The following is a 25,374-nucleotide window of genomic DNA, read 5'->3' on the forward strand; positions in this document are numbered from 1 at the left end:
CGTGCCACGATCGTGCGCATGGGTCAGCTTCTCCTCTTCATCGTCGTGGCACTGGTGGTCGCGGCGATCGTCTTCGGCGTGACCGTCATGGTCAGCGGCAGCGACACCGGATTGACGCCGGTCGAACCCGACGGAAAATCACTCCCGCTGCCGAGCGACCGGCCCCTGGGCGAGGAGGACATCTTCCGGACCCGCTTCGACATGGCCTTCCGCGGCTACCGCATGGGCCAGGTCGACCAGGCCCTGCAGCGCGCCGCGTACGACATCGGCTACAAATCCGAACTGATCGGCGTCCTCGAAGCCGAGGTCACCGCCCTGCGCGACGGCCGCACCGAAGACGCCGACGTCCTCCGCCGCGCCCGCGAGGCCGCCGTAGCCCCGCCACCCGCCACAGAATCCGCGCCGATCGCCCAGCAGATCCCCGCCGCCCAGCAGGTCCCGGTCGCGGCCGGCGGAGTGCCATCCGCGTTCGCCGCGAGTCCCGCCGCCTCAACCGGCACCACGGCGACATCAGACGGCCCCACGGCGACATCAGACGGCCCCACGGCGACATCAGACGGTCCCGGGGTGGCATCGCACGGCCCTACGGTGACATCGCACGGCCCTACGGTGACATCAGACGGCCCTGCGGTGGCATCGGACGGTCCCGCGGTGGCTGGGCACGCTCCTGAGGCTGTGCGGTCCGACGTGGCGACGGCACCCACCGCGCCCGCTGCTGAGCCTGCTGACCTGCCCGCGCCTGACCAGGCCGCCGCAGACCAGCCTGCCGTCGCCAAGCCTGCCGGGTCATCCGATCGGCCCGAGCCCACAACGACCGCAGAGCCCGACGCGACGTCCGACCCCAAGGCCGGCCTGAAGCCCGACGCGACGTCCGACCCTAAGTCTGACGCGACGTCCGACCCGAAGTCCGGCCTCAAGGTTGACGCGATGGCTGGCCCGGAGCCCGACCTGAAGTCGGATGCGACGTCGGGTGCGAAGCGAGCCGGAGATACCACCGCCAAGGCTGATTCCGGCCCGGATGACCCGGCCGAAGACGGAGCGTCGGCGGAACGCCGATGAGCCAGACCGGCCCGCAGGGTGGCCTGGGCGACGCCGCCCAGCCCGGGACCGGCGAGGTGACGGCGACGGTCATCGTCAACGCCCCCGCTGCCCGGGTCTTCGCGGCGTTCATGTCGTGGGAGCGCCAGGGCGACTGGATTCCGTTCACCAAGGTGCGCGTGGTCGAGGGCGACGGCGGGGAGGGCAGCCTGGTCGAGGCGATCACCGCGATCGGCCCGGCGGCCCTGCGCGACGAGCTCCGCGTGGTCCGCGTCGACGCGCCCTACGAGGTCCGGGTCGTGCACTGCGGCAAGGTCCTGCGCGGTCCCGGCTCGATGCGCTGCACGGCGATGGGCGGCGACCGGACCCAGGTGGTCCTGCACGAGTGGTTCCACCTGCCCGGGGGCGCCGCGGGGAAGCTCGCGTGGCCGGTCATGTGGCCGGGTTCCAAACTCAGTTTCAAGGGTGCGCTGAAGAAGTTCGGCCGGCTGGTCGAAGAGGGCAAGCTCCCCTGATTTTGTGTCAGAGGTGGCGCCTACCGTGGTGCCATGACGCAAGACATCGTGATCGGTGAGGACGGGCTGGCCCGCTGCTCCTGGGGTGCGAGCACCCCTGACTACGCGGTCTACCACGACACCGAGTGGGGCCGCCCGCTCCACGGCGACGACGCCCTCTTCGAGCGGATGTGCCTCGAGGCGTTCCAGTCGGGCCTCTCCTGGATCACCATCCTGCGCAAACGTCCGGCCTTCCGCGCCGCCTTCGCAGGTTTCGCGATCAAAGAGGTGGCGACCTTCGGCGAGACCGACGCCACCCGCCTCATGGCCGACCCGGGCATCGTCCGCAATCGCATGAAGGTCGACGCCGCCCTGCACAACGCCCGCGTCGCCATCGACCTCCAGACGGGCCTGAGCGACCTGTTGTGGTCCTACGCACCTCCACCCCGCCCCCGGCCCGCAACCCGCGCGGAGGTGCCCGCCACGACCCCCGAATCCATCGCCATGGCCAAGGACATGAAGAAGCGCGGCTTCAAGTTCATCGGCCCCACGACTGCCTACGCCCTCATGCAGGCAACCGGCATGGTCGACGACCACCTCGCCGGCTGCTTCGTCCCACCCCTCGCCAACTGACCCACGCCAGAAACCAGCCGCCAGCCGCCCGGAAGAACGACCGCCCGCCGCCGGGAAACCGGCCCACCGCCGCCCGGGAAGAAGCCCCGATCCGGCTCGTGATGTCATAGTGCGCATGGCTCACTGGGCGGTGATTATTCCGGCGGATCGATGGGCGACCGAGCGGTTGTTCCATCACGACACCTTGACGGTGGCGGGGTCGGCAGGGGTCAAACCCGCGGCCGGTGACGAGGTGCTGCTGGTCGCCGGTGACGAGGTGCCGCACGTGGTGGGGCTCGGCGTCGTGGCGGAGCAGGAGACGCGGCGGCGGGGCGCGCACGGGGTTCCCGAGGTGGAGATCGTCTACTCGCGGCGTTCCTTCGATGAGCCGGTGCCCGCCGAGGGGCTGACCCTGGACGAGGCCGTGGCTGCGATCGGCGAGGACGTGTTCCGTGGGCTGGCGGCCAAGCTCGGTGGCGACCGGGACAAGCAGACGTGGCTGGTCAGCCTGGATCTGCCCATCGAGGCGGCGAGCCCCGCGGAGGCGGTGCGCCAGTTCTGGTCGTACGTGCTGGAGCTCGGCCCTTCGGAGCTGCCCACCTTCGTGTCGCCGTCCGGTGACGAGCTGGCGATGCAGGCTTTCGTCCTCGGCGAAGAGGCCAACCTGGACCCCGAGGAAGACGAGGAAGACTGAAAACAGGCCCCGGAGTCGAGGACTCCGGGGCCAGAAGTTCAGAAACTAGCCGCCCAGCGAGGTCGCAGCCGAGCGGATGTTCGCGGAGAAGTAGCTGACCTGGCTGTAGACGCCCGGCTTGTTCGGACGGGCACAGCCGTCGCCCCAGCTGACGATGCCGACCTGGATCCAGGCGTTGGCGGAGTCGCGGCGGAACATCGGGCCGCCGGAGTCGCCCTGGCAGGTGTCGACGCCACCGGCGGTGTAGCCGGCGCAGATCTCGTCGGTGGCGATGACCTCGCCGCCGTACATGGCCGACGAGTTGCAGGTGGTGTCGCTGACGAACGGGACCGTGGCCTTGCGCAGGTAGCGCTGCTGCGCGCCGCCCTCGGTGGCCGCGCCCCAGCCTGCGATGGTGAAGGTGCCGGTGTCGTAGGTCGAGGTGGTCGCGATCGGCAGGGTCGCGAGGGTGGTCACCGGGCTGGCGAGGCGGATCAGCGCCCAGTCCTTGCCCGCGCCGGTGTAGCCCGGTGCCCGGTAGACGTAGTTGGACTTCCGCGTGATCTTGCTCGTGGAGTTGAGGTCCACGACGCCGAGGGTGGCGGTGATGGACGTGTTGGTGCCGGTGCTGCCGACGCAGTGCGCGGCGGTGAGCACCAGGTTCGGGCTGTAGAGCGCGCCGCCGCAACCCATCGACAGGCGGACCATGAACGGGAATTCGCCCTGCGTGGCGGTGCTGCCACCGACGACGCGCTGCGGACCCGGGTCGGCGGCCGCCGCCGGTTGTGCGTTGAGCACGGCGCCCATCGAGGCGACCGTGATCGCGGCGGCGACCGTACCCAGGACTCTGCGGAACCGGAACCTGACCATCCAGACCTCCCTGACTGAAGCTTTACAGGGAGTTAAACATTGATCAGGGTGGATTCTACTATCCCGGAATGCTCATATCAGCGGCCCTCGTAGACCGGCTTCTGCTTGGCGACGAAGGACTCCACCGCGTTCTTGTGGTCGGCGGTGGCACCGCAGATCGCCTGCGCCTGGGCCTCCGCGGCCAGCGCGTCGGAGAGCGACCCCGCCGTGCCGATGGAGAGCTCCCGCTTGATCGCGGCATAGGCCACCGTCGGGCCGGCGGCGAGCCGTGCCGCGAATTCCTGGGCCCTGGGCAGGACCTGCTCGTCGTCGTCCGCCAGCTCGGTGAGCAGCCCGTATTCGAGCGACTGCTGGGCGCGCACCGGCTGGGCCAGCAGCAGCAGCTCCAGGGCCCGGGCGCGGCCGACGATGTGCGGCAGTGACCACGAGATGCCCGAGTCACCGGCCAGCGCGACGTTGGCGAACGCCATCAGGAACATCGTCGACGGGCCGCCGACCCGGAAGTCGGCGAGCAGTGCCAGCGATGCCCCGGCGCCGGCCGCATTCCCGCGCACGGCTGCGACCACCGGCTTCGGCAGGCTCGCCAGCCGCAGCGCGATCGGGTTGTAGTGCTGCCGGACCGTGTCGAGCTCGGTGGAGCCACCGCCGAGGATCTTGGCGTGCTCGCGCAGATCCTGGCCGACGCAGAATGCCCGGCCCGCCCCCGCGAGCACCACCGCCCGGATCGACCGGTCGCTCTCGATCTGCGCGAGCTGGTCGCGCAGGGCTTCCTTGAGCTCGACATCGAGAGCGTTCATGGCGTCGGGGCGGTTGAGGGTCAGCGTGACGACGGCGTCGGTGCGGTCGACGAGCAGCGAGTCGGTCATGGCTCCGAGAATCCCACACGTGCGCTCCGGGAGGCCGACGTGAGGCAGCGTTCGACGAATCGGTCGGCGGCCGGGCGCAGGCGGGTGGAATGCCGGTCGAAGAAGTTCGCGGCGGTCACCCCCGGCCAGCGCGCCGGAAGCAGCGACGGGGGCAGCTGCGGGTCACGGAAGAGAAACGATCTCCAGGCGTGAACCAGCTGAAAACGGGCGGCGTACGCCTCCTCGTCCGAACTTCGCACGGTGATAGCGGTCACTGCCGGGCGCTGTTCAGCGATGAATTCCTCATAGGCGGACGCGATCGCCGTCAAATTCCAGGCTCGCCCGACCACGTCCGCGGCGCCCCGGGAACCGGCGGCGTGACTGGCGCTGAACCGCTCGTAGGGGACGGCGGCCTCGAGCAGTACCGCGTCGATCTCCTCGGCTGCCCGGGGCGCTACCCAGGTCTGTTCGCCCAGCATCCCGTACCCCAGGAAGGTCAGTTTCTGGCTCTCCCGGCGCGCGAGCGGGGCGCTGAGCATGACCAGATCGAACCGGCCGTCCCAACTAATGCGCCCGGTGCGGTAGACCCGGGCGGCAGCGTCGTCGAGTCTGCGGGCAGCTTTCGGAGTGAGCAGATAGCCGGGACCTGACATCAGACGCAGCGGATGCAGCCATCCCTGACGGACCATTCGGGAGATTGCCGTACGCACGGCGGGCGGTGCGATTCCCAGCGGCGCAAGCAGTTTGACCAGGGCTGCAACGGGCGCACGGCCGCCTCTCGGGCGAAGATAGTCGCCGTAGAGGTCGAAGAGTGCCGACCGCGCCTGCATGACCGCACATTGTGACAGCCCAAAAGACGTTATGCTAGACGCTGTCACATCCGTCCGGGCTGGGTTTGGGTTCGCCGGTGTTCATCAGGGAAAATGTTTGATCGGCACGGTGGTCCACGTCGGGTGACCTTGACGCGGTCCGCAACGCTGCGGTCTCGGGTCGGTCCAGTGGGGGCGACTCCGCCGGTCGGAAACGAGGCACGGCGCGCCGTGGGGCTGAGCACGGAGCGTTGACGCTGGGCTGTTCGAAATGCAAGTGGCTGTGGGGTAACCCACCGACCCTGATGTAGGTCTGAGGGGAGACAAGATGGCGGCGATGAAGCCGCGGACGGGCGATGGTCCGCTGGAGGTCACCAAGGAAGGGCGCGGCATCGTCATGCGCGTCCCGCTGGAGGGTGGTGGCCGTCTCGTCGTTGAGATGACTCCGGACGAGGCCAACGCGCTGGGTGACGCGTTGAAGGCGATCGCCGGCTGACGTTTCACGTGGCCCGCCGGTACGGTACCTGCCGTACCGGCGGGCTTTCCACGTCTCCAGGAAAGGTCATCCTCCAGTGTTCGCGATTCGCCTGGTAGACGTTCCGGGCGCCGGCACGCACGTGCTGCCGACAGACAATTCCGGGGTTCTGGCCGGCGGTGACGACGAGACCACTGAGCTGGTCCGGAGCGCCGACGAGCCCGGTGCCGCGGGTGCGGTGCAGGTTCTGCCGCGCCCACTGCGTACCCCCGCCAAGATTTTGATCGTCGGGGTCGGCTCCGGTGGTGAGGCGGGCTGGCGTGCTGCCGGTGCCGCCGCCGTCCGAGCCGTGAAAACCGACGAGCCGTTCACCGTCGTGCTGCCCGAAGGGGTCGAGCCGGCTGCTGTCCGTGGCCTGGCCGAGGGCATCTGGCTCGCGGCCTACCGGTTCCGCGAGGCCGTCGAGGGCCCCAGGTCCGTCGAGGTCACGCTCCAGACAGCCAACCCTGATGGGTACGCCCGGAGCGTCGCCGAAGCGCGCGCGACCGCCGGGGCAACCTGGCTGGCCCGCGACCTCACAAATACCCCTTCGTCGCTCAAAAACCCCGAATGGTTCGCCGCGCAGGTGCTCGCCGAGGCCGCGACACGCCCGGGAATTACCGTTGGTGTACGCGAGCCGGAGCAGCTGCGCGCGGAGGGCTTCGGCGGCATCCTGGCCGTCGGCGGCGGTTCCGCGACCCCGCCGCGCCTGGTCGAGCTGAGCTGGAACCCCGATGGCGCCACCCGGCACGTCGTCCTGGTCGGTAAGGGCATCACCTTCGACACCGGCGGTCTGTCGATCAAGACCCGCGACGGCATGAAGCTGATGAAGAAGGACATGGGCGGGGCCGCTGCGATCGTCGCGGCCACGCTGGCCGCAGCAGACCTGAATCTTCCCGTACGCATCACCGCGCTGGCGCCGCTCGCTGAGAACGCCGTGAGCGGCTCGGCCTACCGCCCGGGCGACGTGATCACCCAGTGGGACGGCACGACGACCGAGACCACGAACTCCGACGCGGAGGGGCGACTGGTCCTCGCCGACGTCCTGGCCTACGCCGTGGCCCGGCTCGCACCCGATGTGGTGATCGACCTGGCCACGCTGACCGGCGCGAACGCCGTCGCCCTGGGCAAGCGGATGGCGGCGCTCTACAGCCACGACGACGCGCTCGCGGGCGATCTCGCACGGGCCGGCGACGCGGCCGGTGAAAGGATGTGGCGGCTGCCGCTGCCCACCGACTACGTGGAGTACCTCGACAGCGACATCGCCGACCGGCACAGCTCCCCGACCAAGGGAGCGGGCTCGGTGGTGGCAGCCCTGTTCCTCGCCGAGTTCCTGGGCGGCAAGGTGGGCAGCTGGGCCCACCTCGACATGTCGGCTCCGAGCTGGATCGAGAAGCACGAGGCGGAGCTCACGAAGGGCGCGACCGGCTGGGGCGTGCGGACGCTGGTGCGATACCTCAGCGCTTGACGGCGACCAGCATCCCGGAGCCCGCGGGGATGAGCGCGGGGGTCCAGTCCTCGGACTCCCGCACCGCCTTCACGGTCTCGCGGATGGTGATGGTGTCGACGTCACGGGCCGCCGGGTCGCTGATCCGGCCGCCCGCGAGCGCACCGTTGACGATCAGCACCCCACCCGTACGCAGCAGCCGTAGCGCCGCCTCCGCACACGCCCCGAACTCAGTGGCGTCCGCGTCGACGAAAACCAGGTCGTAGACGCCGTCCGCGAGCCGGGGCAGCACGTCCAGCGCCCGGCCCGTGATGATCCGGGTCCGGGACGCCGCGAAGCCCGCCTCCTGGAAGATGCGCCGGGCGATGCGCTGGTGCTCGTTCTCGACGTCGATGGTGGTCAGGACCCCGTCGGCGCGCATGCCGCGCAGCAACCAGACACCGCTCACGCCCGTGCCGGTGCCGATCTCGACGACGGCCTTGGCGCTGCCGGCGGCGGCGAGCAGGCTCAGCACGGAACCCGCACCCGGGGTCACGGAGGTCAGGCCGACCTCCTGGGCCAGGCTGCGAGCGGTCTGGAGCACGACGTCCTCGGCGGCGTACGCCTCCGTGAACTGGATCGACTGAGAGGTGGGTGTGCCGAGCTGGCGGGCTGCGGTGACGATGACGACCTCCGTGCTCAAGGGACGCGCGTACCGGAACCGGTGCACATCGGGTATGAGCGTAGAGCGACCGCTCGCCCCCGGAAAGCGCCGGGCAGACCTTCGAGCCTCCCACTGAGCGGATGATCCCCGCCGATCCGTGTCATCCTGGAGGGGCACGCTGGACGACGAGTGGAGGCCCCGACGTGACCGACGGCTGGAACTGGCGCCAGCCTCAGACACCGCCGGCCCCGACGCCTCCCGCGTCGCAAGGTTCGCCGTGGTGGTCCGATGCTCTCTCCGACCCGTGGCGTGATCCTTACTCGCCCTCGGCAGTCGTCATCCCGAGCGCCCCGGTGGGCACCGGCCCCGCACCCGAGCCGGTCACCGACCCGGCCGCGCCCAAGCCCCCGATGACCCGGATCCTGATGATCTGCCTGGTCACAGCGCTGCTGGCGGGCGGTCTGGGCGGCACGCTCGGCTATGTCTTCGCCGTCCGGAACGGCGTCGGCGGCGGCACCCAGCTCGGTGGCACCCCGCTCGCGGCCCCGAGCGCGGCCCAGCGCGCCCCCGAATCGAGCGCGGGCGTGGTCGCCAAGGTCCTGCCCAGCGTGGTCACGGTCCGGGTCACCGGCGCCATCGGCTCCGGCTTCGTGATCAGCGCGGACGGCTACGCGATCACCAACGACCACGTCGTCGAGGGTTCCGACGGGACCATGTCGGTCCTCTTCAGCGACGGCTCCACGGCCGACGCGAAGCTCGTGGGCCGCGATCCCGAGTCCGACATCGCAGTGATCAAGATCTCCAGGACCAACCTCACACCGATCCAGTTCGGCGACTCGGACTCCATCGCGATCGGCGATCCGGTCTTCGCCTTCGGCTCCCCGTTCGCCCTCAACAACACGGTGACCCAGGGCATCGTCAGCTCCCTCGACCGCACCCTGCAACAGAGCGAGTCGGGCGGCCCCACCCGCTACTACGCCGCCATCCAGACCGACGCCGCCGTCAACCAGGGCAACTCAGGCGGCCCCCTGGTCGACGCGGCCGGCCGGGTCATCGGCGTCAACTCGGTGATCCGATCGGTCGGCAACACCGAAGAAGGCGCCGGCAACATCGGCCTCGCCTTCGCCATCCCCTTCAACCAGGCCCGCCGCCTGGCCGAGGACATCATCGACACCGGCAAGGCCCGGCGTACGGTTATCGGCGCGGAGGTCGCCACCAGCGGCTCCACGAGCTCCAGCAGCGCCGCCGGAGCCCGCCTGCGCTCCGTCGAACCAGCCGGCCCCGCCGCCGTCGCCGGCCTCAAATCCGGCGACGTCATCACCAAACTGGGCGGCCACCCCCTCGACGACGGCGTCGACCTGATCGCCATGGTCCGCAAGTACGCCCCCGGAGCCACCGTCCCCATCGAGTACCGCCGGGGCACCACAACACAGACAGCGTCAGTAACCTTGGCAGCCGACGCGAATTGAGAGGCCCGCACGGGCAAGGAAGGCGGCCGCCATGTTCGAGAACCTGAACTGGTGGGAAATAGGCGCACTACTGATGCTCGCCCTCCTCATCTTCGGCGAGCGGCTACCCAAGGTCATCGGCGACGGCCTCAAAATGCTCCGAGGCCTGCGCAACATGGCCCAGAACGCCACCACGGACCTCAGCCGCGAGCTGGGCACCGACATCCAGCTCCAGGACCTCCACCCCAAAGCCTTCATCCGCAAACACCTCCTCAGCGAAGAGGACGAGGCCGCCATCCGCCAGCCTCTTCAAGGCCTCTTCAACGACGTAAAAACAGACCTCAACGGCGTCAAGGACGACCTCACCGCCGTGAAGTCCAACATCAGCGAAGCCGCCAAGCCCCAATCCGCCTCCATGGCCCCTGCCACCCCCAAACCGGCCGTCGCCCCCGCCGCCTTCGACATCGACGCCACATAGTGCTCACCCGTGGCCCGGCCTGATCTGTGGGCCGGCCTCGACCGCGTCGCCTGATCTCGGTGGATCGTGCGGGCACGGCCCGTCCCGGCCCGACCCGCACCTGGCCTTGGTCGGCCGCAACTGCTTCAGGTCGGGGCGCAGTGGTTGTCGACGGTCGGCCTGGTGGGTGGGATGCTGGTTTCGCTCATCCGCGCTCGAGTGCGGGTCGTCGGGCGGGGATGTCGAGGACGGCGGCGACGGATTGTGTGCAGCGGCGGCCGTGCCCGGTCCGGTCCGGTCCGGTCTGCGTATGTTCCGCTGCCGGATCGGCCTGCCGGGCGGGTGTTTGCGGACCGGGCATCGTTTGCTCAGCTCAATCGCGCGTTGCCACCAACTTGTTCAGCTCGGCGTTGTCCGCAGGCCCCCGCGCCTTGCTTTTCAGCACCAGCTGCCAGTCCAGACGGGCCTCGTGGGCGAAGGACCTGCCGCGTCTTGCTTTCTGCCGCGCCTTGCCTTCGGCCGTGCGTGCCCGCAGGCTGCTGCGCTTTGCGACCGCCCGGTTCAGCTTGGCGTTGTCCGTAGGTCGCACGTCCAGCCGTAAGCTGTGGCCCTGCCGGGCTGTACGTCTTACCGCAAGCCGCGCGCCTTGCCTATCGCCACGCTCCCGCCGCCGGTCGCGTCTTGCCGCTTATGACGAGAATGTCGCTTGTCTCCGCCGCCCTGACGCCGCCCGCGGGATCCCACGTTGGCTTTCGGCTCAATTGTGGCCCGTCTTCGCATACCGCGACCGCTCTGCCCGCGACCGCTCTGCCCGCGACCGCTCTGCCCGCGACCGCTCCGCCCGCTGCTCCGCCTCGGCACGCTCCGACGACACGATCTCCTCCACGGGCTCCTGTACCCGGTACGTCGACCAGCGCCGCATGCCACGAGCCGGGCCTTCCACAGCCGATTCCAACCGCTGCACTCCGGCAGCCGTCATTACAAAGCCGCCTGCTCACGGCCGCCTGCCCACAGCCGGGGAGTGGCCGGCCCTCAGCTCGCGTCGTTCAACTCGTGTAACCGAACCTTCGCGACTGCGAAGTCTTCGTGCGCCGCGACCGCTCCGTCTTCGCGCGGCGCGACCGACCCGCCCTCTTGACAGCCTGAAGCCTCAACAGCAAAAGGGGGCCGCAAAGGCCCCCTCCAACCACAGCTGCTTCAGGCCGAGAATGCCCCAAGGGCGACATCCCCCGCCAAAAAATCACCGCCGAGCGTTGACCATCAACCCCAGCGGCTTCCCCACCAGTGACTCCCGTCGAATAGCCAACCGATCAGCGACAGCGTCCAGAGCGACAGCAGCAGGCGAAGTCGGATCTGCCAGCACGATGGGAACCCCGGCGTCCCCAGCCTCGCGAACCCGGGTGTCCAACGGAATCTGCCCCAGCAGTGGCACCGAGGCGCCGACGGTGGTGGTCAGTGATGATGCGACGGTTTGGCCGCCGCCGGAGCCGAAGACCTCCATGCGGGAGCCGTCCGGGAGTTCGAGCCAGGACATGTTTTCGACGACGCCGACGAGGCGCTGGTGGGTCTGGAGGGCGATGGCGCCGGCTCGCTCGGCGACCTCAGCGGCAGCCATCTGGGGCGTGGTGACGACGAGGATTTCGGCGTTGGGCAGGAGCTGGGCGAGTGAGATGGCGACGTCTCCGGTGCCCGGCGGCAGGTCCAGGAGGAGGACGTCGAGGTCTCCCCAGAAGACGTCGGCGAGGAACTGCTGCAGGGCTCGGTGCAGCATGGGGCCGCGCCAGACCACTGCGGCGTTGCCCGAGGTGAACATGCCGATGGAGATGACCTTTACGCCGTGGGACTGGGGCGGCATGATCATTTCTTCGACTCGGGTGGGGCGGCCTTCTACGCCGAGCATGCGGGGGATGGAGTGGCCGTAGATGTCCGCGTCGACCACGCCGACGTTGAGGCCGCGTTTGGCGAGGGAGGCGGCGAGGTTGACCGTGACGCTGGATTTGCCGACGCCGCCCTTGCCGCTGGCGACCGCGTAGACGCGGGTTTTGGAGCCGGGCTGGGCGAACGGGATGACGGGTTCGGCGGCCTGGCCGGCGGCGCCGCCGCGCAGCTGGACCTGGAGGGCCTTGCGCTGTTCCTCGGTCATGACGCCGAAGTCGATGTCGACGGTTTCGATGCCCGGGATGCGGGTGAGGGCACCGGTGATGTCGGTGGTGAGCTTGTCCCGCAGCGGGCAACCGGCCACGGTGAGCAGCAGCTCGACGGTGACCTTGCCGGCCGCGACGGTGAATCCCTTGACCATGCCGAGCTCGGTGATCGGCTTGCGGATCTCGGGGTCGTCAACCGTGGCGAGGGCTGCCTGAATGGCGTCCTCGATGGTGGGGGCGGGTGCGGACATGGGCACCAGCTTACGTCGGTGTCAGGAGTGCTCTTCCTCCCACTCCTTGCGGTCGAGCTTCTGCCGACGGGTTGCCGCCTCGTCCAGCTCGTCGGCGAGCCGGGTGAGTTCGGAGCGCAGGAAGTCGCGGGTGGCTACTTCGCCGAGTGCGATACGCAGGGAGGCGATTTCCCTGGCCAGGTACTCCGTGTCGGCCTTCTGCATGGCGGCGCGGCGACGATCCTCGTCCATGGCGAGGCGGTCGCGGTCGGTCTGCCTGTTCTGGGCGAGCAGGATCAGCGGCGCGGCATAGGAGGCCTGCAGGGACAGGATCAAGGTCAGGAACGTGAAGGTGTACGGATCGAAGCGCATGCTCGCCGGCGCCAGGGTGTTCCACCCGAACCAGGCGGCGATGACGATCGTCATGTAGACGATGAACTTGGCGGTGCCCATGTAGCGGGCGATGTTCTCCGACCATTGGCCGAAGGCTTCGGGGTCGAAGCGGGGCAGGCGGACCCGGCCGGGCTCGACGGGCTGGTCGAGACGGTCCAGCGGGGGGCGGCGCAGATCGCTCATCGGCGGGAACCACCGTTCGGGCCGGGCATGATCGGGGCCGGGGCCGGGGCCGGCTCGAGCGCGTAGCCGTCCTCGTCGCGCAGGGCGTCACCGGCGGCGTCGTCCGCGGCATCGTCGGAGGCGTCCCGGTCACGCCAGTCGCGGGGCAGGGAGTGATCCAGGACGTCGTCGACGGTCACCGCGCCCACCAGCCGGTAGGTGCTGTCGACGACGGGCATGGCCACCATGTCGTACGTAGCCATCCGCCGGGTGATCTCGGTGAGGCCGGTCTCGGGTCGCAGCGGGTCGAGGTCCTTCTCGATCAGGCCCCCGAGGATCGCGGCGGGCGGCTCGCGGAGCAGGCGCTGGAAGTGGACCATGCCCAGATACTTCCCACTGGGCGTTGCCGAAGGTGCCCGGGCGACAAAGACCTGGGCGGCGACGACGGGGGACAGCTCCGGCTCGCGGATCCGGGCCAGCGCCTCGGCGACCGTGGCGTCCGGCGGCATGATCACCGGTTCCGAGGTCATCACCGAGCCGGCGGTGCCCGGGGTGTAGCTCATGAGCTGCCGGACCGGGGCCGCTTCCTCGGGCTCCATCAGGTCGAGCAGGATCGTCTGTTCCGCCTTCGGCAGCTCGGCGAGCAGGTCGGCGGCGTCGTCCGGGTCCATCCGTTCGAGCACGTCGGCGGCGCGTTCCCGGTCGAGCCGGATCAGGATCTCGACCTGGTCGTGCTCGGGCAGCTCCTCGAGCACGTCGGCGAGCGTACGGTCGCTGAGCGCCGCGGCGACCTCGTTGCGCCGTTCGTCCGGCAGGTCCTGCAGGGCGTTCGCCATGTCGGCCGGGCGCATCTGTTCCAGCAGGGCGACCAGGTTGGCACTGCCCTGCGTGTCGGTGGGCCCGACCAGGCCCTTCACCCGGTCATATTCGACCTGGTACGTGTGCCCGCGCCGGGTCAGCCTTCCGGTGTTCTGCCGCACGGCGACCCGGGTGATCAGCCATTCGTTGTTGCGGTTGAGCTCCATGCCCAGGTCGACGACGATGGCGTTGTCCGCCGGCCCGTCGCCGCTCTCCGGGGTGATGGTGACCCGCCGGTCGAGCAGGTCTTCGAGCACGAGCAGCTCGTTGGGGCGTTTCTCGAAGCGGCGCAGGTTGAGCGTGCCGGTGCTGAGCACGACGGCATCCGCGTCCATCGACGTGACCCGGCCGATCGGCAGGAAGATCCGCCGGCGCAGCGCCATCTCGGCAACCAGCCCCACGACCTGCGGCGGCCGGTTCGTCGTGCGCAGCCGCACGACGGCGTCCCGCACCCGCCCCACCCGGTCTCCGTTGGGGTCGAACACGGGGAGCGCGGCAAGGCGCGCCAGATAAACCTTCGTCCCCATGGTCACCAACTAAGCCTAGGTTAGCGTCGAGTCATGTCTACTCTGGCGTACGAGATCGTCGACGTGTTCACGGACCGTCCTTTCGCGGGAAACCCGCTTGCGGTCGTCTTCGGGGCCGAGGCGCTCGCGGGCGATCAGATGCAGGCGCTGGCCCGTGAGTTCAACCTGTCGGAGACGGTGTTCGTGCTGCCGCCGACGGAGATCGAGGCGACGTACCGGGCCCGGATCTTCACCCCGGAGACCGAGCTGCCGTTCGCCGGTCACCCCAGCGTCGGTGCGGCAGTTGTCTCAGTACGCCGTGGGCTCGCGGCCTCGGGTCACCTGGTGCAGGAGTGCGGCGCGGGACTGCTGCCGATCGTGGTTTCGGACAAGGACTCGGCGACCCTGACCGGGGGCACTCCCACGCTGGGGGACGCGTTCGACCCTGCGGTGCTGCTGGACGTGACCGGGCTGGCCGGGGATGACTTCGCCGGGCCGAAGACCACGCCGTCGGCGGCCGGGTGCGGGCTGGAGTTCGTGTTCCTGCCGGTCGAGCGTCGCGCGCTGGTGCGGGCGTGGGCCGATCCGGCGCGGGCGGCCGCGGCGGGTGTCTCGCAGATCGACGTCTTCGCGTGGGACAGCGACACGAACACGGCGTTCTCGCGGGTCTTCTGCCCGGGGGTGTCGGTGCCCGAGGATCCGGCGACCGGTTCGGCGGCGCTGGGGCTGGGTGTGTGGCTGGTCGCGAACGGTTGGCTGCCGGGTGACGGCACTTCCGCGTACACCGTGCATCAGGGTTTTGAAATGCATCGCCCGTCGCTGTTGACCTGCACCGTCACTGCCTCGAAGGGCGTGGCGACCTCGGCAACGGTGTCCGGCCACGTGGTGCCGGTGGCGAAGGGCGAGATCGCGGTTCCACCCTTCGTGGGGTGACTCGAAGGCAAAAGATCAGCGCTTCTTGCGTACGCGATGAAGGCGGAACGGTCGACGCACCGCGACCTTCGCCGGGGTCTCCCGAGTCGGAGCCGCACCTGAATCGTCCGGAAGGTCCGGAGCGGCGACGGGTGCGGTTTCCGCCGGGGTGAGCCGGGCCACGACGCAGCCGGTCTGTGCCCATCGCGCCACGACCTCGTCGGCGGTGCCCGAGGCGTTGAGCCGCTTGTTGGCCAGCGGCAGCGCGACCTCGTCCCAGGCTTCGCTGCCGGGCGTGATCCGTTCGACCCGCGTCTCGACCACGAGAATGAGTCCGCCGTTGTCGCCCCGCAGGCGTACCTGGGCGGTGCTGGCCTCCGCGAGGCCGGGCGAGACCTGCTCGCCGGGGCCGCTCAGCACGATCAGCGTCCCGTCGAGCGGCATGACCCACAGGCCGCGGGCGGGGCCGCCGTCGGCGCTGATCCACGCGATGCCGGCCTTCTTGATGGCCTCGGCCACCAGCTCCGTCGTCACCGGGACATCCTCTCAGCCATTCGGCCTCAATTGAGGGCGGGGACCCGGTCGACGAGGCCGAGCACCGCGGAGAGTGAGGTGATGCTGCGCCCGGCGAAGTCGTCGTCGCGGTCGAAGACGAGGTGATCGGCCAGGTCGGGGGCGTTGAGCCGGACCGCGGTCATACCCACCGACGCGGCGCCGGTGAGCTCGCGGCTGCCGCCGTCGCCGATGTAAAGGCAGTCCTCCGGCGCGACCCGCAGCCGCCAGCAGGCCTCCAGGTAGATCATCGGGTCCGGCTTGCACCGGCCGACCTCGACCGAGAAGACACTGACATCCAGCAGGGGTGCGATGGGCATGCTCGGCAGGAAGGCCGGCAGCTCGTGGGTGCAGTCGCTGATCAGTCCGGTACGCATCCCGCGCTGTTTGAGCGCGCGCAGCACACTCTCGGCATCGGTCCGGAGCTCGGTGTCGGCCCGCAGCGCGTCGACCCGCGCGGGCACCGCGGCCTGCAGCTGGGCCTGTCGCGGGCTGCCGCCGGCCTGCTCGGTGACCCACCGTAGGGTGGCCTCGGCGGAGCCGAACTGGCCCCGGGCCCGTACCTGGAAGGTCCGGTCCAGGACGCTCAGGACGGCGTCGGGGTCGCAGCCCAGCGCCCGGGCGATGGCGGCATGTTGCGGACCGCGCTGCACGGAGCGGGTCAGCGTGCCGAAGAAATCGAATAGCACCGCTTGATACGCGGGCATGGAAAACCACTCTCCAGGGGCATTGACCGATGGCTAAACGCGGTGAGCGTAACGACAGTCTTACTTTCCGCTCAACTTTGGTCGACAAACTGTGACCCGCCCATCGGCAAGAAGTGACGGCATGGCGTTCACCACGGCCGCATTGATCCTCGCCGTTCTCGCGGTCTCCTCCTCGGCGCCGCTGATCGCCTTCGCGGCGGCACCCGCCCTGGCCGTGGCCTTCTGGCGCAACGGCCTGGCCTTCGCGGCGCTCACCCCGATCAGCGCCGGCCCGCGCCGGGCGGAGGTCCGGTCACTGCCGGCGACCGGTGGCATCTTTTGCGTACTCGCCGGAATCGCACTCGCCGTGCACTTCGCGACCTGGATGCCGGCGGTCAAGCTCGGCTCGGTGGCCACCGCGACCGCGCTGGTCGCCACCCAGCCGGTCTGGCAGGGCCTGCTGGCCGCCGCGCTCCCGGGGCAGACCGGTCCGTCCCGGCTCAGCTGGGCGGGCATCGCCCTCGCGGTGGTCGGCGTCGCCTGGGCCACCGGGGTCGACATCGGCGTCTCCAGCCAGGCGGTCCTCTCCGACGTCCTCGCGGTGATCGGCGCGATCGCGGCCGCGGTCTACACGGCGTTCGGTGAACGGGCCCGGGTCCGGATCAGCACCACGACGTACACATGGACCTGTTATGGAACCTGCGCGGTCCTGCTTCTCGCGGTGTGCCTGATCGCCCGGGTCCCGATGACCGGCTACGACAAGCAGACCTGGCTGGCGATCCTGGCCCTCGTGGTCGGCGCCCAGCTGCTCGGGCATTCGATGTTCAACTACGCGTTGCAGAAGGTCCCCGCCACCACGGTCAGCGTGCTCATCCTGCTCGAAGTCCCCGGCGCCGCGCTGCTGGCCTGGCTCTGGCTCGGTCAGACACCCTCCACGGCAGCCCTGCCGGGCCTTGCCGTCCTGGTCGCAGGCGTCGCAGTTGTCATCCTCGGTGCTCGTACGACCCCCGCTCAGGTGCCCGTCGACGCGCCCTGACAGCTGCCGATCTCGTTGATCCCTGGCGTACGGCGGTCCGGCGCGGTAGAGAGGGTGGATGCGATGCGTCGATATCGATGTCTGTTCCTCTGCCTGGCGGTGCTCCTCATGACCGGCGCCTGCGGAGAACCCGAGATTCCCGAGGTGGGGATCATCGGGGGCTGGACCACGGCGGGCTGCGAGTTCTCGCGTACCCCGGAAAGCGTCGATGTCGGCGGCCGCACCTGGCCGGTCACCCCAAAGCCGCTGGAAGCGGCCATCGGCCGCATCGACGAGGCCGGCCGCACACAGCACAAATCCAGCTACGCGGGCATCGAGGTCGACCAGCAACGGGTACGAGCCATCGTCTACCGCGTCCCGTCAGCGGCCTTCGACGACTTCATCCGCAACGCCGCCGAGAACACCTGCATCTTCGTCCGCGACGCCCGTTACGGCATGCACGAACTGGCCACCTGGCACGACAGGTTGCGAGCGGACATCCCCGCCTGGCAGGCCCGCGGCATCTTCATCTCGACGATCTCCGCGCGGCACGACGGGGTCGGCCTGGAGATCGGCACCCCGGACGTCGACCAGGCCCGGGAGCAGCTGCCTCGGCAGTACGGCCGCAAGGCCCCCCTGATCTTCATCGAGGAGGGCCCCGTCATGCCGCTGGCAGGAACCGGGATCCCCACCGCGCCCCAACCCGGCGGCTGACCCTCGTTTCTGAACGGCGCCTTCGTTCTAGGACGTGTCGGCCCTCGTTCTGAGCCGTGCCTGCGTTCTAGAACGTGCCGGTGCTGTCGGGGGTGTTCGCCATCGAAACGCCGATCGCGATCGCAGCGATGATGGCGATGCCGGCGACGACCCAGCCGGTGATGATGCCCGCGAGCGCCATGCCGTTGCCGCTCGCCCCCGACCTGCGGATGCGACGGCGGGCGACGTGTCCGAAGATCGCGCCGAGAATGCCCAGCAGCCCACCGACATAGAACCCGCACAGGCCCGGAACCGCGACGCAGGAGATCACCAGGGAGGCGATCGCGAGGCCGTCCGTCGGGCGGCGCATCGCGGTGTACGGCGAGTACGCATACGGGCTGCCCGGGTTGCCGTAGTCGTAGGGCTGCTGCGCGTATGGGTTCGCCGGCTGGGCGTACGGGTTCGTCGTCGGACCGTACGGGTCGTAGACCGGTGGCTGCTGGACCGGCGGGATCTCGTATGGCGAGGGGAGTGGCTGCTGCTGCGGCGCGGGTTGGTATTGCGCCGGCGGCTGGTACTGGGCCCCTGGCTGATACTGGGCCCCTGGCTGATACTGGGCCCCTGGCTGGTACTGGGCCCCCGGCTGGTACTGCTGGTAGGGCTGGACCGGTGGGTCCGGGGGCGGCGGGTTGGTGCCGTCGGGGTTCTGCGTCGGTGGGTAGGTCAAGGAACTGCCTCCGTCCGGCGCCTGCGCTGCTCGATGTCTGGGACCAGCGTAGAAGGGTCTGTCACCCCGGCGCAGCCCCGTTACTGCTCTGTGGCCGGGTCGCTGTGGTTTTGCGGCTCCGCGCTCCGGGCGTACCGAAAAACGGTTTGAGATTTCGCCACGATCGGACCGATGTTTGCCCCCGTGCGCGGGAGCGGGCAGGATCGCCGCATGGCCTACGACGCCCAGCCCGAGTTCGTTCCCGGTGAGCCCTCTGCCATCGCCGAGGCGGTGCACCTGGAATTGGCGGCCACACCCGGCCCCGAGGAAGCGCCCGTCACGTTGCGCTTGGACGGAAAGGTCGCCCTGGTCACGGGTGCGGGCAGCCCGGACGGCATCGGGTACGCAACCGCGCGCCGCCTGCGCGATCTGGGCGCCCGGGTCGCCATCGTCTCCACGACCCGCCGCATCCACGAACGCGCCACCGAGCTCGGCGTCACCGGCTTTGTGGCCGACCTCACCGACGAAGCCGAGGTCGGCGCCCTCGCGGACGCCATCGTCGACCAGCTCGGCGACGTCCAGGTCCTGGTCAACAACGCCGGCCTCGCCAGCCGCACCAGCCCCGAGGTCCTCCGCCCGGTCGCCCAGCTCACCTATGACGAGTGGCGCGCCGAAATCGACCGCAACCTGAGCACGGCCTTCCTGTGCAGTCGAGCCTTCGTCGGCGGCATGTCCGAGGGAGGCTGGGGCCGCATCGTCAACCTCGCCGCCACCGCCGGCCCGATCAACGCCCTCCCCACCGAAGCCGCCTACGCCGCCGCCAAATCCGGCGTCGTCGGCCTCACCAGAGCACTCGCCATGGAACTCGTCGCCGACGGCATCAACGTCAACTGCGTCGCCCCCGGCACGATCTACACCGCCGCCTCCACGGTCACCGAGATCAAACAGGGCCTCGGCACCCCGATCGGCCGCCCCGGCACCCCCGACGAGGTCGCCGCCGCCATCGCCTTCCTGTGCTCCCCGGCCGCGTCGTACATCACCGGCCAGATGCTGGTCGTCGACGGCGGCAACAGCGTCCGCGAGGCCGAATTCCGCTGAGCCTGCTCGGCTTTTGTCGCCAGCTTTGGGCGCGGTGGCCTTTTGGGTCTGGTGGTCTTTGGGTCTGGCGGCTTTGGAGTGCTGGCGGTCTCCGGGTTGCGCCCCGAGATGGGCGTCGTCTTCATCTCCGACCTGCCCAAGGACTTTGCGGTCTTTGGTGCTGGCAGCTTTGGGGCGCCGAGCCTCTGGGCGGTTTGCAGCGCTTGAGGTCGTATATGCGTTCCGGAGCCTTTGGGTCCGTTGGTTTGATCTTCCGGGCTGTTGGACCGCTGGCCGGGATGCTTCCGGGCCTTTGGGGCGCCGGTCGGGATGATTCCAGGCCGCTGGGCCGTCGGCCGGGTTGCTTCCGGCGCGTTAGGCCGCTGCCCGGTGGAACGGTGTCCACCGGGCGTTGTCCGTGAGCGTCAGTAGCTCGAGGTGCCGCCGGAGTTGATCGCGAACACCACGGCCACCACGTAGAACGCACAGATCAGCAAGTAGACGCTGGTGAAGATGTAACCCAGCCACAGCCCCGCCGTCGCCAGCCCGTCACCGGACTCGTGGGTCTGCCGGATCTGCTTCTTCGCCACGTGACCCATCACGATCGCCGCCGGCGCGAACACAAAGGCGAACACCAGACTCAGGATCGCCATCGTGTTGGTCGGCGCCGCGGCCTGGTAACCCGGCTGTGCGTACGGTTGCCCGTAGCCCGGCTGTCCATAGCCCGGCTGCCCGTAAGGCTGGCCGCTCGTCGGCGCGCCGTAAGGCGACTGGCCGTAAGGGTCACTAGCCGGTCCCCCGCTGGCCGGAGCCCCGTACGGCGGTGGCTGCTGCCCGTACGAAGGCTGCCCACTCGCCGGCGCCCCACTCTGCGGAGCACCGTACGGGTCCTGCGTGTACGGCGTCGTCGGGTCAAACGACGGCTGCTGCCCGTAAGGCTGCTGGGGCTGATATGGGTCCTGCGAACCACCCGATGGCGGGTATGTCATCTCAAGGTCCTCCTCGTTCACCCGGCACCGTACTAGCCGGGAAGAAAATAGGGGCACCCCGATACAGCGTGTCTAGCCACCCCATCGCACGTCACGCCGCCTGGAACAGCCCCAACACCCAGCCCGCCCGTCCCCCCGAAGAGCACGACCCGAACCGCTGGATTCCCCCGAACGGATTCATAGTCGCGGATCAGGACAACCTCCATCCACCCCCAGCCGTCCCCAGAAGATCCCAAGTCCATCACAACGATCAAATCAACCGCCCAAAACCCACTCAACCCCCATATTCCGTCACCGGCGTCTCCCCGCATCCCGCCCCCCGTCCACGGGCCCGGACCTGCCAAAACTGCCCGCCCGCACCGAGAGACCTGCCCACGCCGCTCCGACCGCCAACGCCGCCCCAACCGCCAAGCGCCGCCCCGACCGCCAAGCGCCGCCCCGACCGCCAAGCGCCGCCCCGAGTGCCAGCGCCGCCACCAAGCTCGGCAAGTCTGAGTTCGCCTCCCGGCGGCGACCTGAGCTGGGCCCGGCTCGAAATCAAGGGTGGCCCAGAACCCGCCGGATCACGCTCCAGCCCTTCCGCGCCAGGAACCGGACATGGCCCAAAGCTGAACGCGGCCCCGCGCTGGGGTAGGCCCGAAGCTGGGGTAGGCCCGAAGCTGGGGTAAGCCCGAAGCTGGGGTAAGCCGAAAGCTGAAACCCCGTCCAAAGCTGGAGTAGGCCTCGGGCCTGAAGTCCGGTCTAAAGCAGGAGTAGGCAGGGGGCTTGAAGCCCGGCCCGGAGCTGGAGTAGGCCCGGGGCCTCAGGTTCAGCCCAAAGCTGTGATCGGCCCGGGCCCGGAGTTTGGGCCCAAGCCGTGGTTGTTCCACGGCTGGGATTAGCCCCAAGCTGGACGCAGATCTGGTCAAAACGTGGCGCAGGGTCGGACCTGGACCGACTTCGGCCGTCGTCCTCTAACCGAGCCCACCACTGCCGGTTCCAGCCCGCTCCGGTCTGGCCCACCCGGTCCGCCCAGGCCTATTACGCCGCGCCCAACCTGCCTGGTCTGGCCGCCCTGGTCTGGCCGCACGGGTCTGGCCCGCCTTGCGCTGGCCTTGCCTGGTCTGGTCCACGCCGGATCTTGCCCTGCAGACCAAAACGGATGACGAAGTCCGATTCATCAGCCCGTCAGGCGCCAAAGCACTCGCGGACCACCGCCCGACGGATACCTCCCATCACCCGGCCCCGCGCAACGGCGAGTAAGCACGGCTCAGGGTGGACGGCCGAGGGGCCGAGGGCTGAGAGCAGCGCGGAGAGCGAGGGCTGACGGCGAGGGCAAGCCGGTCCCGCGGCCAAGAGCGAGCGTCAGGGCAGTTTCGACAGGTTGGCTACTGCTCGTTCGACGGCCAGGCAGCGGTCTTCGACGTAGTCCAGGCCGGCTTCTGTTGCGAGGCGGCGGCCTTCGGGGGAGGTGATGCCGGATTGGAGCCAGATGGCTGGGGCGGCCTTGGTGGCGATGGCTTGGCGGATTACCTCCAGGGCGTCGGCGGAGGGGCGGAAGATGTTGACGAGGTCGACTGGTTCGGGGAGGTCGGCGAGGGTGGGGACTGTTTTGAGGCCGTAGATCTCGTCGGTGAACGGGTTGACCGGGATGATTTTCCAGCCGTGGCGCAGCATTTGGAATGGGACGGTGTGGGCGGGCTTGGCGGGGTTGCCGGAGGCTCCGACAACGGCGATGACCTGGGATTCTGCGAGGATTTGCGTTGTTGTTCGCATGGGTCGACTTTATCGATGCCGGGGGCGTTGGCCAGGCCAAGTTTGCTGGCTGTGGATAACCCTGGGGATAAGTCGTTCTAGAGCAGCGTGAGCTGTTCGGTGTCGGAGCGGGCCGGGGTGGTGGGGGAGGCCTGGCGGGCTTCGCCGGGGGTGGCTCGGTGCAGGTTGTGGCGGCGGGCGGCCAGGCGGACGCGGGCGCCGATTTCGTTCTGGTAGGTCTGCGGCAGGTAGGAGCCGTCGCGGTAGAGGTCGCGGTAGCGCGGGGCCAGGGCGGGGTGTTCGCGGGTGAGCCAGGCGGCGTACCACTCGCGGGCGCCGGGGCGCAGGTGGAGGGCGAGCGCGGTTACGCCGGATGCGCCCGCGGCGGCGATCGCGGCGACGGTTTCTTCGATGGATTCGTCCGTGTCGGTGAGGCCCGGGAGGATCGGTGCCATCAGGACGGTGACCGCGAAGCCCGCGTCGGTGAGGCGCCGCACCGCGTCGAGGCGGCGTCGGGGGCTCGGGGTGCCTGATTCGACGGCGCGCCACATGGCCTCGTCGAGGAAGCCGACGGAGAAGGACAGGCCGACGTCGGTGACGGTAGCGGCCTGTCGGAGCAGCTCGAGGTCGCGCAGGATGAGCGTGCCCTTGGTGAGGATCGAGAACGGGTTGGCGTGGTCGCGCAGTGCCGTCAGGATCTCCGGCATCAGGCGGTAACGGCCCTCGGCGCGCTGGTAGACGTCGACGTTGGTGCCCATCGCGACCGGGCTGCCCGTCCAGTGTGGGGAGGACAGCTCGCGGCGGACGAGTTCACCGGCGTTGACCTTGACGATGACCTTGGAGTCGAAGTCGTGGCCGGCGTCGAGGTCGAGGTAGGTGTGGGTGTTGCGGGCGAAGCAGTTGTGGCTGACGACTCCGTCGGCGATGAAGTCGCCGGTGCCCGTGGTGATGTCGTAGAGCGGCAGGGTCAGGCCGAGCTCCTCGATGTCGGCCACGGTCAGCTGGGGGTCGCTGCGGACCCCGACCCCGGAGGCGTCGAGCGGCGCCTCGACGGTCCCGGTGAGGTGGCGGAACCGGAGCGCGGCCCACAGGTCGCGGGTGATCTCCACCGAGCCGACACCGCCGAGCTGGGGGTGCGGCGGGCGGCGGCTGGGCAGGCCGAGGTAGGTCAGCGCCTCGGTGACCCGGGAGAGGAAGCCCTGGTCCCGGCTGGTGAAGACGATCGCGAGGCGGTCCGCGACACCGGTCGCGCCGAAGGCCCCCGCCAGGAAGCCTCTGTACCACCCGCTGGTCGGCATCTCCGGCCAGCGGAGTGCCTCGTGCATCGGGACGTCCTCGAGGTAACCGTCGGCGCGGATCCAGGCGTCGCCCTCGCGCGGGCTGGCCGTGAGCGGGGCGCCGGCGTCGCCGCGGATCAGGCCGCACAGGTAGCCGGCCTGGTAGTCGGGTGACTCCTTGGGCGGGTCGGCGAAGTGCCCGACGCCGGACATGCGGTCGCCGACGGCCAGGGCGGGCAGGTGCGGCTCGGCGGGGCTGACGTGCCGCCACCCGCGGTCGGTCAGGAAACGGTGGTCACCGCTGGCCACGAGCCGGGTGCCGTCGGCGAGCGTGACCCGGAAGGCCGGCTTCGACGTGCTCCAGTGGTCGAGCACCGTCGTTGTCTCGTACCTCCGGTGGGGGCCGGCGCCGGTCGTGCCGAGCACCGCGTCACCCACCTGGAGCTGCGACAGCGGCCGCGTGGATCCGTCGGCCAGGAGAATAGGGGTATCGCCGCCGAGGCAGTAGGAGCAGGCGTGCGAGCAGCCACGGTAGGGATTGATCGTGTATTGGAACGGCACGCGGGAGGCGCCCGGGACCCGGTTGATGATTGATCTGGCCCGGATCTCGTAGAACGTCATGCCGCTGAAGCCGGGTGTGTCGAACGTGCGGACGACCGCTCCGGGCAGCGCCAGCGGCAGGGGTGAGGCCACCGGCGCTGCGTCCAGGAGCGAGGCGTCGTCGGTCCGTGCCGACAGGTGAGACCATCGCATAGCCAAGATTCGAACACATGTTCGACACGGCTGTCCACCCGTTCCCACGAAAGAAAAAGACCGCGCCGCGAACCTCTGGGAGGTCCGCGGCGCGGTCGGGTGAAGCGGGTGCTCAGCTGTGCGCGTGCTCCGCCTTGGCGTCGCCGTGCTCGTGCTCGGCGATCTTCTGCTTGACCTCGTCCATGTCGAGCTTCTCGACCTGCTCGATCAGCGACTCGAGCGCCGACTCGGGGAGGGCGCCGGGCTGCGAGAAGACGAGAACGCCGTCGCGGACAGCCATGATCGTCGGGATGGAGCTGATGCCGAACTTCGCGGCGAGCTCCTGCTGGGCCTCGGTGTCGACCTTGCCGAAGGTGATTTCGGTGTGCTTCTCCGAGGAGCGCTCGTAGGTGGGAGCGAAGCGCACACACGGCCCGCACCAGCTTGCCCAGAAGTCGACAAGCACGATGCCGTCCTTGCCGGTCACCTCGTCGAAGTTCTCTGTGGTCAGCGCAACGGTCGCCATGATCTCTCCGTCCACGGGAATTGGCTTACGTGCTGGTAAACCCGTCTTCCGCCTCGATGATTCCCGCCGCGGGGCCTCGTGACACGTGGCCTGCGGCACCTTTCGAGGCTGCATCGGCGTCCCATGGTAACCGAAAGTGAGGACGCCGCTCTCGGATGTCACGAGAAAGCGGATTCATGGATCTTGCGTTCATCGCAGGTGAAAAACCTCTTGATCTATCGCATCGCTAATAGGCAACAAAGTTAATTGTGACTCGGGTCACCCTTCAAAGCCCTTCACATGTGTACGCAGGGTGAGGCAAAATTTCCCGCATCAGAGCGTGGGCGGCGGGT

The 25,374-nt window shown here is 69.4% G+C and carries 26 protein-coding genes and 1 pseudogene; 12 read left to right on the forward strand and 15 right to left on the reverse strand.

The features are described 5' to 3' along the window. Window positions 1-18: 18 nt before the first annotated feature. The 4 genes and pseudogenes from Aco04nite_RS50280 to Aco04nite_RS29530 all read left to right on the forward strand — a co-directional run. A pseudogene (locus Aco04nite_RS50280) lies at window positions 19-693 on the forward strand (DivIVA domain-containing protein); the annotation flags it as partial. A 362-nt stretch (window positions 694-1,055) separates the two neighbouring features. Further along, the gene (locus tag Aco04nite_RS29520) at window positions 1,056-1,553 is read left to right on the forward strand and encodes an SRPBCC family protein (protein ID WP_213000506.1); all 498 of its coding nucleotides are present in this window, start codon (window positions 1,056-1,058) and stop codon (window positions 1,551-1,553) included. A 33-nt stretch (window positions 1,554-1,586) separates the two neighbouring features. Further along, window positions 1,587-2,165 carry a DNA-3-methyladenine glycosylase I gene (locus Aco04nite_RS29525; RefSeq protein WP_213000507.1) on the forward strand — a complete coding sequence of 193 codons (579 nt, stop codon included), beginning with the start codon at window positions 1,587-1,589 and terminating at the stop codon, window positions 2,163-2,165. 115 nt (window positions 2,166-2,280) lie between these two features. Further along, the gene (locus Aco04nite_RS29530; RefSeq protein ID WP_213000508.1) at window positions 2,281-2,838 is read left to right on the forward strand and encodes a hypothetical protein; all 558 of its coding nucleotides are present in this window, start codon (window positions 2,281-2,283) and stop codon (window positions 2,836-2,838) included. 45 nt (window positions 2,839-2,883) lie between these two features. Here Aco04nite_RS29530 and Aco04nite_RS29535 read toward each other — a convergent pair whose 3' ends face one another. The 3 genes from Aco04nite_RS29535 to Aco04nite_RS29545 form a co-directional block, all read right to left on the reverse strand. Beyond that, window positions 2,884-3,687 (reverse strand): S1 family peptidase, encoded by an 804-nt coding sequence (locus Aco04nite_RS29535; RefSeq protein WP_203838202.1) that lies wholly within the window; start codon window positions 3,685-3,687, stop codon window positions 2,884-2,886. A gap of 77 nt (window positions 3,688-3,764) precedes the next feature. Next, window positions 3,765-4,553 (reverse strand): enoyl-CoA hydratase-related protein, encoded by a 789-nt coding sequence (locus Aco04nite_RS29540; protein ID WP_213000509.1) that lies wholly within the window; start codon window positions 4,551-4,553, stop codon window positions 3,765-3,767. Further along, on the reverse strand, window positions 4,550-5,362 hold the full coding sequence (locus Aco04nite_RS29545) for a PaaX family transcriptional regulator (protein ID WP_213000510.1): 813 nt from the start codon (window positions 5,360-5,362) through the stop codon (window positions 4,550-4,552). Before Aco04nite_RS29545 ends, Aco04nite_RS29540 begins: the two co-directional genes overlap by 4 nt. A gap of 307 nt (window positions 5,363-5,669) precedes the next feature. On the opposite strand from Aco04nite_RS29545, the gene Aco04nite_RS29550 reads away from it, so the two are divergent. Continuing rightward, complete coding sequence (locus Aco04nite_RS29550) at window positions 5,670-5,837, forward strand: DUF3117 domain-containing protein (protein WP_015625691.1); 168 nt, start codon at window positions 5,670-5,672, stop codon at window positions 5,835-5,837. A gap of 121 nt (window positions 5,838-5,958) precedes the next feature. Further along, complete coding sequence (locus Aco04nite_RS29555) at window positions 5,959-7,323, forward strand: leucyl aminopeptidase family protein (RefSeq protein WP_438874954.1); 1,365 nt, start codon at window positions 5,959-5,961, stop codon at window positions 7,321-7,323. Here Aco04nite_RS29555 and Aco04nite_RS29560 read toward each other — a convergent pair. Further along, window positions 7,313-7,921, reverse strand: coding sequence for an O-methyltransferase (locus tag Aco04nite_RS29560; RefSeq protein ID WP_213000619.1), 609 nt, complete (start codon window positions 7,919-7,921; stop codon window positions 7,313-7,315). The genes Aco04nite_RS29555 and Aco04nite_RS29560 overlap by 11 nt on opposite strands. Window positions 7,922-8,148: 227 nt before the next feature. Between Aco04nite_RS29560 and Aco04nite_RS29565 the strand changes: the two genes are divergently transcribed. Continuing rightward, complete coding sequence (locus Aco04nite_RS29565; RefSeq protein ID WP_213000511.1) at window positions 8,149-9,414, forward strand: S1C family serine protease; 1,266 nt, start codon at window positions 8,149-8,151, stop codon at window positions 9,412-9,414. 31 nt (window positions 9,415-9,445) lie between these two features. Further along, complete coding sequence (locus tag Aco04nite_RS29570; protein ID WP_213000512.1) at window positions 9,446-9,871, forward strand: twin-arginine translocase TatA/TatE family subunit; 426 nt, start codon at window positions 9,446-9,448, stop codon at window positions 9,869-9,871. Between the two features lie 352 nt (window positions 9,872-10,223). On the opposite strand, the gene Aco04nite_RS29575 is transcribed toward Aco04nite_RS29570, so the two are convergent. From Aco04nite_RS29575 to Aco04nite_RS29590, 4 genes are all read right to left on the reverse strand, one after another. Beyond that, window positions 10,224-10,439: a hypothetical protein gene (locus tag Aco04nite_RS29575; RefSeq protein WP_213000513.1), complete on the reverse strand. Its 216-nt coding sequence runs from the start codon at window positions 10,437-10,439 to the stop codon at window positions 10,224-10,226. 651 nt (window positions 10,440-11,090) lie between these two features. Further along, complete coding sequence (locus Aco04nite_RS29580; protein WP_213000514.1) at window positions 11,091-12,245, reverse strand: Mrp/NBP35 family ATP-binding protein; 1,155 nt, start codon at window positions 12,243-12,245, stop codon at window positions 11,091-11,093. A gap of 21 nt (window positions 12,246-12,266) precedes the next feature. Then, complete coding sequence (locus Aco04nite_RS29585; RefSeq protein ID WP_213000515.1) at window positions 12,267-12,800, reverse strand: DUF1003 domain-containing protein; 534 nt, start codon at window positions 12,798-12,800, stop codon at window positions 12,267-12,269. Continuing rightward, window positions 12,797-14,164: a magnesium transporter MgtE N-terminal domain-containing protein gene (locus Aco04nite_RS29590; protein ID WP_438874955.1), complete on the reverse strand. Its 1,368-nt coding sequence runs from the start codon at window positions 14,162-14,164 to the stop codon at window positions 12,797-12,799. Before Aco04nite_RS29590 ends, Aco04nite_RS29585 begins: the two co-directional genes overlap by 4 nt. A 33-nt stretch (window positions 14,165-14,197) precedes the next feature. Between Aco04nite_RS29590 and Aco04nite_RS29595 the strand changes: the two genes are divergently transcribed. Continuing rightward, window positions 14,198-15,076 (forward strand): PhzF family phenazine biosynthesis protein, encoded by an 879-nt coding sequence (locus Aco04nite_RS29595; protein ID WP_213000516.1) that lies wholly within the window; start codon window positions 14,198-14,200, stop codon window positions 15,074-15,076. Between the two features lie 15 nt (window positions 15,077-15,091). Here the strand turns inward: Aco04nite_RS29595 and Aco04nite_RS29600 are convergent, their stop codons facing one another. Both Aco04nite_RS29600 and Aco04nite_RS29605 read right to left on the reverse strand, forming a co-directional pair. Then, complete coding sequence (locus tag Aco04nite_RS29600; RefSeq protein WP_213000517.1) at window positions 15,092-15,589, reverse strand: hypothetical protein; 498 nt, start codon at window positions 15,587-15,589, stop codon at window positions 15,092-15,094. A 26-nt stretch (window positions 15,590-15,615) separates the two neighbouring features. Continuing rightward, window positions 15,616-16,314: an HAD family hydrolase gene (locus Aco04nite_RS29605; RefSeq protein WP_213000518.1), complete on the reverse strand. Its 699-nt coding sequence runs from the start codon at window positions 16,312-16,314 to the stop codon at window positions 15,616-15,618. Window positions 16,315-16,435: 121 nt separating this feature from the next. Between Aco04nite_RS29605 and Aco04nite_RS29610 the strand changes: the two genes are divergently transcribed. Both Aco04nite_RS29610 and Aco04nite_RS29615 read left to right on the forward strand, forming a co-directional pair. After that, entirely contained in the window at window positions 16,436-17,329 is an 894-nt protein-coding gene (locus Aco04nite_RS29610; protein WP_213000519.1) for a DMT family transporter, read from the forward strand. Between the two features lie 63 nt (window positions 17,330-17,392). After that, window positions 17,393-18,022 carry a hypothetical protein gene (locus tag Aco04nite_RS29615; protein WP_213000520.1) on the forward strand — a complete coding sequence of 210 codons (630 nt, stop codon included), beginning with the start codon at window positions 17,393-17,395 and terminating at the stop codon, window positions 18,020-18,022. Between the two features lie 67 nt (window positions 18,023-18,089). Here Aco04nite_RS29615 and Aco04nite_RS29620 read toward each other — a convergent pair whose 3' ends face one another. Then, window positions 18,090-18,728 (reverse strand): DUF4190 domain-containing protein, encoded by a 639-nt coding sequence (locus Aco04nite_RS29620; protein WP_213000521.1) that lies wholly within the window; start codon window positions 18,726-18,728, stop codon window positions 18,090-18,092. A 210-nt stretch (window positions 18,729-18,938) separates the two neighbouring features. Between Aco04nite_RS29620 and Aco04nite_RS29625 the strand changes: the two genes are divergently transcribed. Continuing rightward, window positions 18,939-19,805 (forward strand): SDR family NAD(P)-dependent oxidoreductase, encoded by an 867-nt coding sequence (locus Aco04nite_RS29625; RefSeq protein WP_244876391.1) that lies wholly within the window; start codon window positions 18,939-18,941, stop codon window positions 19,803-19,805. A 404-nt stretch (window positions 19,806-20,209) separates the two neighbouring features. On the opposite strand, the gene Aco04nite_RS49960 is transcribed toward Aco04nite_RS29625, so the two are convergent. From Aco04nite_RS49960 to trxA, 4 genes are all read right to left on the reverse strand, one after another. Beyond that, a complete protein-coding gene (locus Aco04nite_RS49960) occupies window positions 20,210-20,773 on the reverse strand; it encodes a DUF4190 domain-containing protein (RefSeq protein WP_213000522.1) in 564 nt (187 codons plus the stop codon). 1,344 nt (window positions 20,774-22,117) lie between these two features. Beyond that, complete coding sequence (locus tag Aco04nite_RS29635) at window positions 22,118-22,528, reverse strand: CoA-binding protein (protein WP_213000523.1); 411 nt, start codon at window positions 22,526-22,528, stop codon at window positions 22,118-22,120. A gap of 77 nt (window positions 22,529-22,605) precedes the next feature. Next, window positions 22,606-24,537, reverse strand: coding sequence for an intein-containing Rv2578c family radical SAM protein (locus tag Aco04nite_RS29640; protein ID WP_213000524.1), 1,932 nt, complete (start codon window positions 24,535-24,537; stop codon window positions 22,606-22,608). Between the two features lie 112 nt (window positions 24,538-24,649). After that, complete coding sequence (gene trxA, locus Aco04nite_RS29645; RefSeq protein ID WP_213000525.1) at window positions 24,650-25,042, reverse strand: thioredoxin; 393 nt, start codon at window positions 25,040-25,042, stop codon at window positions 24,650-24,652. Between the last annotated feature and the right edge of the window lie 332 nt (window positions 25,043-25,374).

This window comes from Winogradskya consettensis, assembly GCF_018332715.1.
GTDB lineage: Bacteria > Actinomycetota > Actinomycetes > Mycobacteriales > Micromonosporaceae > Actinoplanes > Actinoplanes consettensis.

Excerpts from the sequence above, each read along its gene's own strand:
- Aco04nite_RS29540 (WP_213000509.1), bottom strand. The coding sequence starts at position 4,553 with ATGACCGACTCGCTGCTCGTCGACCGCACCGACGCCGTCGTCACGCTG.
- Aco04nite_RS29585 (WP_213000515.1), bottom strand. The coding sequence starts at position 12,800 with ATGAGCGATCTGCGCCGCCCCCCGCTGGACCGTCTCGACCAGCCCGTC.
- Aco04nite_RS29635 (WP_213000523.1), bottom strand. The coding sequence starts at position 22,528 with ATGCGAACAACAACGCAAATCCTCGCAGAATCCCAGGTCATCGCCGTT.
- Aco04nite_RS29595 (WP_213000516.1), top strand. The coding sequence starts at position 14,198 with ATGTCTACTCTGGCGTACGAGATCGTCGACGTGTTCACGGACCGTCCT.
- Aco04nite_RS29625 (WP_244876391.1), top strand. The coding sequence starts at position 18,939 with ATGGCCTACGACGCCCAGCCCGAGTTCGTTCCCGGTGAGCCCTCTGCC.
- Aco04nite_RS29535 (WP_203838202.1), bottom strand. The coding sequence starts at position 3,687 with ATGGTCAGGTTCCGGTTCCGCAGAGTCCTGGGTACGGTCGCCGCCGCG.
- Aco04nite_RS29610 (WP_213000519.1), top strand. The coding sequence starts at position 16,436 with ATGGCGTTCACCACGGCCGCATTGATCCTCGCCGTTCTCGCGGTCTCC.
- Aco04nite_RS29550 (WP_015625691.1), top strand. The coding sequence starts at position 5,670 with ATGGCGGCGATGAAGCCGCGGACGGGCGATGGTCCGCTGGAGGTCACC.
- Aco04nite_RS29545 (WP_213000510.1), bottom strand. The coding sequence starts at position 5,362 with ATGCAGGCGCGGTCGGCACTCTTCGACCTCTACGGCGACTATCTTCGC.
- Aco04nite_RS29525 (WP_213000507.1), top strand. The coding sequence starts at position 1,587 with ATGACGCAAGACATCGTGATCGGTGAGGACGGGCTGGCCCGCTGCTCC.
- Aco04nite_RS49960 (WP_213000522.1), bottom strand. The coding sequence starts at position 20,773 with ATGACATACCCGCCATCGGGTGGTTCGCAGGACCCATATCAGCCCCAG.
- Aco04nite_RS29580 (WP_213000514.1), bottom strand. The coding sequence starts at position 12,245 with ATGTCCGCACCCGCCCCCACCATCGAGGACGCCATTCAGGCAGCCCTC.
- Aco04nite_RS29520 (WP_213000506.1), top strand. The coding sequence starts at position 1,056 with ATGAGCCAGACCGGCCCGCAGGGTGGCCTGGGCGACGCCGCCCAGCCC.
- trxA (WP_213000525.1), bottom strand. The coding sequence starts at position 25,042 with ATGGCGACCGTTGCGCTGACCACAGAGAACTTCGACGAGGTGACCGGC.
- Aco04nite_RS29570 (WP_213000512.1), top strand. The coding sequence starts at position 9,446 with ATGTTCGAGAACCTGAACTGGTGGGAAATAGGCGCACTACTGATGCTC.
- Aco04nite_RS29605 (WP_213000518.1), bottom strand. The coding sequence starts at position 16,314 with ATGCCCGCGTATCAAGCGGTGCTATTCGATTTCTTCGGCACGCTGACC.
- Aco04nite_RS29640 (WP_213000524.1), bottom strand. The coding sequence starts at position 24,537 with ATGCGATGGTCTCACCTGTCGGCACGGACCGACGACGCCTCGCTCCTG.
- Aco04nite_RS29615 (WP_213000520.1), top strand. The coding sequence starts at position 17,393 with ATGCGTCGATATCGATGTCTGTTCCTCTGCCTGGCGGTGCTCCTCATG.
- Aco04nite_RS29530 (WP_213000508.1), top strand. The coding sequence starts at position 2,281 with ATGGCTCACTGGGCGGTGATTATTCCGGCGGATCGATGGGCGACCGAG.
- Aco04nite_RS29590 (WP_438874955.1), bottom strand. The coding sequence starts at position 14,164 with ATGGGGACGAAGGTTTATCTGGCGCGCCTTGCCGCGCTCCCCGTGTTC.